Source organism: Microbacterium sp. AK031, from assembly GCF_024807145.1.
Classification (GTDB): Bacteria; Actinomycetota; Actinomycetes; order Actinomycetales; family Microbacteriaceae; genus Microbacterium.
The window spans coordinates 1-5,610 of the sequence record NZ_JANUCA010000014.1 but is presented as its reverse complement, the minus strand read 5'-3'; the positions used below and the strand labels follow the sequence as shown (position 1 = coordinate 5,610).

Sequence of the window (5,610 nt, the reverse complement as noted above, 5' to 3'; positions counted from 1 at the left end):
GTAAGATTGAGAAGTTGCCCTTCGGGCCTGGTTGTGATGACTGGGTCGGGGGAGCGTCCGATCCTTGAGAACTCAACAGCGTGCACTTGTCAAATGCCAAATTATCCTCGTCGGTCTTCGGACTGGTGAGAATTCCTTTGGATCAAAGACCAGCCCTTTCGGGGGTTGGCATTTTAAATGAAGTCAGTTTGATTCATTTCTTTGGTCAGTTCAAACTCGCTGCGATTCACCTTATTCCGGTGGTTGTGGTTTTTTTCTTTTACGGAGAGTTTGATCCTGGCTCAGGATGAACGCTGGCGGCGTGCTTAACACATGCAAGTCGAACGATGATGCCCAGCTTGCTGGGTGGATTAGTGGCGAACGGGTGAGTAACACGTGAGCAACCTGCCCCTGACTCTGGGATAAGCGCTGGAAACGGTGTCTAATACTGGATACGAGACGTGATCGCATGGTCAACGTTTGGAAAGATTTTTCGGTTGGGGATGGGCTCGCGGCCTATCAGCTTGTTGGTGAGGTAATGGCTCACCAAGGCGTCGACGGGTAGCCGGCCTGAGAGGGTGACCGGCCACACTGGGACTGAGACACGGCCCAGACTCCTACGGGAGGCAGCAGTGGGGAATATTGCACAATGGGCGGAAGCCTGATGCAGCAACGCCGCGTGAGGGATGACGGCCTTCGGGTTGTAAACCTCTTTTAGCAGGGAAGAAGCGAAAGTGACGGTACCTGCAGAAAAAGCACCGGCTAACTACGTGCCAGCAGCCGCGGTAATACGTAGGGTGCAAGCGTTATCCGGAATTATTGGGCGTAAAGAGCTCGTAGGCGGTTTGTCGCGTCTGCTGTGAAATCTGGGGGCTCAACCCCCAGCCTGCAGTGGGTACGGGCAGACTAGAGTGCGGTAGGGGAGATTGGAATTCCTGGTGTAGCGGTGGAATGCGCAGATATCAGGAGGAACACCGATGGCGAAGGCAGATCTCTGGGCCGTAACTGACGCTGAGGAGCGAAAGGGTGGGGAGCAAACAGGCTTAGATACCCTGGTAGTCCACCCCGTAAACGTTGGGAACTAGTTGTGGGGTCCATTCCACGGATTCCGTGACGCAGCTAACGCATTAAGTTCCCCGCCTGGGGAGTACGGCCGCAAGGCTAAAACTCAAAGGAATTGACGGGGACCCGCACAAGCGGCGGAGCATGCGGATTAATTCGATGCAACGCGAAGAACCTTACCAAGGCTTGACATATACGAGAACGGGCCAGAAATGGTCAACTCTTTGGACACTCGTAAACAGGTGGTGCATGGTTGTCGTCAGCTCGTGTCGTGAGATGTTGGGTTAAGTCCCGCAACGAGCGCAACCCTCGTTCTATGTTGCCAGCACGTAATGGTGGGAACTCATGGGATACTGCCGGGGTCAACTCGGAGGAAGGTGGGGATGACGTCAAATCATCATGCCCCTTATGTCTTGGGCTTCACGCATGCTACAATGGCCGGTACAATGGGCTGCAATACCGTGAGGTGGAGCGAATCCCAAAAAGCCGGTCCCAGTTCGGATTGAGGTCTGCAACTCGACCTCATGAAGTCGGAGTCGCTAGTAATCGCAGATCAGCAACGCTGCGGTGAATACGTTCCCGGGTCTTGTACACACCGCCCGTCAAGTCATGAAAGTCGGTAACACCTGAAGCCGGTGGCCTAACCCCTTGTGGGAGGGAGCTGTCGAAGGTGGGATCGGTAATTAGGACTAAGTCGTAACAAGGTAGCCGTACCGGAAGGTGCGGCTGGATCACCTCCTTTCTAAGGAGCAACTGCACATCTTCGGGTGTGACAGAGCCCCGACCAGAACCGTTCGTGTTCTGCGGGGAGCTCATGGGTGGAACATTTGACATGGTGCGAAGGATGATTCCTTCTCTTAGTACATCGCCTTCGGGTGGTAGGAACGGGGTGGGTGTCGGGTGTCGCTCCTGCACGCTGTTGGGTCCTGAGGGACCGGAACCGGCCTGATCTCTTCGGAGGTGGGGTGTGGGACTGGGTCTTCTGGACCTTTTGCTGTTTCTGGCCGTTGGTTGGGGATGGTTTAAGGTACCGCCCGTACTTTGAGAACTACACAGTGGACGCGAGCATCTTGCAGCCGGCTTTGCCGGTTGCACAAGATGATCTTAAAGATCATTAGTCAATTTCAGACGCAGTCTTCGGACTGGGTCGAGTTTTTGATTCAAACTCATGTGATTTCAAGTCTTTAAGAGCAAACGGTGGATGCCTTGGCATCTGGAGCCGAAGAAGGACGTAGCAATCTGCGATAAGCCTCGGGGAACTGATAAGCAAGTTTTGATCCGAGGGTGTCCGAATGGGGAAACCCCGCTGGGCGGCGTGCCGACCTAGTGACTCCCGCCTGAATATATAGGGCGGGTAGAGGGAACGTGGGGAAGTGAAACATCTCAGTACCCACAGGAAGAGAAAGCAACCGCGATTCCGTTAGTAGTGGCGAGCGAAACCGGATCAGGCTAAACCGAGTGTGTGTGATATCCGGCAGGAGTTGCATATTCGGGGTTGTGGGACTCACCTGTCATCTCTGCCGAGGTGGCGACGTTACAGAAGCGTATAGACGAACGGTCTTGAAAGGCCGGTCATAGAGGGTGCCAACCCCGTAGTCGAAATGCGTGTTCTGGCGTGGAGAGTATCCCAAGTAGCACGGGGCCCGAGAAATCCCGTGTGAATCTGTCAGGACCACCTGATAAGCCTAAATACTTCCAGATGACCGATAGCGGACAAGTACCGTGAGGGAAAGGTGAAAAGTACCCCGGGAGGGGAGTGAAATAGTACCTGAAACCGTTTGCTTACAAACCGTTGGAGCCTCCTTAGTAGGGGTGACAGCGTGCCTTTTGAAGAATGAGCCTGCGAGTTAGCGATATGTGGCGAGGTTAACCCGTGTGGGGTAGCCGTAGCGAAAGCGAGTCTGAATAGGGCGATTCAGTCGCATGTCCTAGACCCGAAGCGAAGTGATCTATCCATGGCCAGGTTGAAGCGTGTGTAAGAGCACGTGGAGGACCGAACCCACTTAGGTTGAAAACTGAGGGGATGAGCTGTGGATAGGGGTGAAAGGCCAATCAAACTTCGTGATAGCTGGTTCTCTCCGAAATGCATTTAGGTGCAGCGTTGCGTGTTTCTTGCCGGAGGTAGAGCTACTGGATGGCCGATGGGCCCTACAAGGTTACTGACGTCAGCCAAACTCCGAATGCCGGTAAGTGAGAGCGCAGCAGTGAGACTGTGGGGGATAAGCTTCATAGTCGAGAGGGAAACAACCCAGACCACCAACTAAGGTCCCTAAGCGCGTGCTAAGTGGGAAAGGATGTGGAGTTGCTGTGACAACCAGGAGGTTGGCTTAGAAGCAGCCACCCTTGAAAGAGTGCGTAATAGCTCACTGGTCAAGTGATTCCGCGCCGACAATGTAACGGGGCTCAAGCACGCCACCGAAGTTGTGGCATTGACATTATTGGTAGGCCTTCGTGGTCCAGCCGTGTTGATGGGTAGGAGAGCGTCGTGTGGCCAGCGAAGCGGCGGTGTGAACCAGCCGTGGAGGCTACACGAGTGAGAATGCAGGCATGAGTAGCGAAAGACGTGTGAGAAACACGTCCTCCGAAAGACCAAGGGTTCCAGGGTCAAGCTAATCTTCCCTGGGTAAGTCGGGACCTAAGGCGAGGCCGACAGGCGTAGTCGATGGACAACGGGTTGATATTCCCGTACCGGCGAAGAACCGCCCAAGCTAATCCAGTGGTGCTAAGTATCTGAATCCTCATGACCGGATCCCTTCGGGGTGATGGGGTGAGGCCTAGCGTACGACCCCATGCTGGTGCGGTTAGCGTATTAACAGGTGTGACGCAGGAAGGTAGTCCAAGCCAGGCGATGGTTGTCCTGGTGCAAGTGTGTAGGCCGAGTCGTAGGCAAATCCGCGACTCACATAGGCTGAGACATGATGCGGATAAAAAGTGGATGATCCTATGCTGCCAAGAAAAGCATCGACGCGAGGTTCTAGCCGCCCGTACCCCAAACCGACTCAGGTGGTCAGGTAGAGAATACCAAGGAGATCGAGAGAATCGTGGTTAAGGAACTCGGCAAAATGCCCCCGTAACTTCGGGAGAAGGGGGGCCATCCACTTATACGGACTTGCTCCGGAAAGGGTGTGGTGGCCGCAGAGACTAGTGGGTAGCGACTGTTTACTAAAAACACAGGTCCGTGCCAAGTCGCAAGACGATGTATACGGACTGACGCCTGCCCGGTGCTGGAAGGTTAAGAGGACCGGTTAGCCGTAAGGCGAAGCTGAGAATTTAAGCCCCAGTAAACGGCGGTGGTAACTATAACCATCCTAAGGTAGCGAAATTCCTTGTCGGGTAAGTTCCGACCTGCACGAATGGCGTAACGACTTCCCAACTGTCTCAACCGCGAACTCGGCGAAATTGCATTACGAGTAAAGATGCTCGTTACGCGCAGCAGGACGGAAAGACCCCGTGACCTTTACTACAGCTTTGTATTGGTGTTCGGTGTGGCTTGTGTAGGATAGGTGGGAGACTTTGAAGCCATGACGCCAGTTATGGTGGAGTCATTGTTGAAATACCACTCTGGTCACTCTGGATATCTAACTTCGAACCGTGATCCGGTTCAGGGACAGTGCATGGTGGGTAGTTTAACTGGGGCGGTTGCCTCCCAAAAAGTAACGGAGGCGCCCAAAGGTTCCCTCAACCTGGTTGGTAATCAGGTGGCGAGTGTAAGTGCACAAGGGAGCTTGACTGTGAGACTGACAGGTCGAGCAGGGACGAAAGTCGGGACTAGTGATCCGGCAGTGGCTTGTGGAAGCGCTGTCGCTCAACGGATAAAAGGTACCTCGGGGATAACAGGCTGATCTTGCCCAAGAGTCCATATCGACGGCATGGTTTGGCACCTCGATGTCGGCTCGTCGCATCCTGGGGCTGGAGTAGGTCCCAAGGGTTGGGCTGTTCGCCCATTAAAGCGGTACGCGAGCTGGGTTTAGAACGTCGTGAGACAGTTCGGTCCCTATCCGCTGCGCGCGTAGGAAATTTGAGAGGATCTGACCCTAGTACGAGAGGACCGGGTTGGACGAACCTCTGGTGTGTCAGTTGTTCCGCCAGGAGCACCGCTGATTAGCTACGTTCGGGATGGATAACCGCTGAAAGCATCTAAGCGGGAAGCCGGCCTCAAGATGAGATTTCCATACCCTTCGGGGTGAGAGGCTCCCAGCCAGACTACTGGGTTGATAGGCCAGATGTGGAAGTGCAGCAATGCATGCAGCTGACTGGTACTAATAAGCCGATGACTTGATAACACACCAAAGTTTGTTGGTGCTACGCGTCCACTGAGTGGTTCTCGATGTACGGTCGAGAACCCTAACAGGCACCACGCGTGCCTTTAGGTTTTTGAAACATCAATAGTGTTTCGGCGGCCATAGCGTGAGGGAAACGCCCGGTCACATTCCGAACCCGGAAGCTAAGCCTCACAGCGCCGATGGTACTGCAGGGGGGACCCTGTGGGAGAGTAGGACACCGCCGAACTTCTTTCAGAAGAAACAAAATGGCCACCCAACGCAGGGTGGCCATTTTGCGTTCACCAGG

At 54.3% G+C, this 5,610-nt stretch carries 3 rRNA genes; all 3 read left to right on the top strand.

The features are described from left to right. Positions 1-258: 258 nt before the first annotated feature. The 3 genes from HDC95_RS16780 (at position 259) to rrf (ending at position 5,550) form a co-directional block, all read left to right on the top strand. A 16S ribosomal RNA gene (locus HDC95_RS16780) occupies positions 259-1,783 on the top strand. Between the two features lie 432 nt (positions 1,784-2,215). Further along, positions 2,216-5,324: ribosomal RNA gene (locus HDC95_RS16775) — 23S ribosomal RNA — on the top strand. A 109-nt stretch (positions 5,325-5,433) separates the two neighbouring features. After that, positions 5,434-5,550 (top strand): 5S ribosomal RNA (gene rrf / locus HDC95_RS16770). Together the 16S, 23S and 5S rRNA genes form the textbook arrangement of a ribosomal RNA operon. Positions 5,551-5,610: the final 60 nt, after the last annotated feature.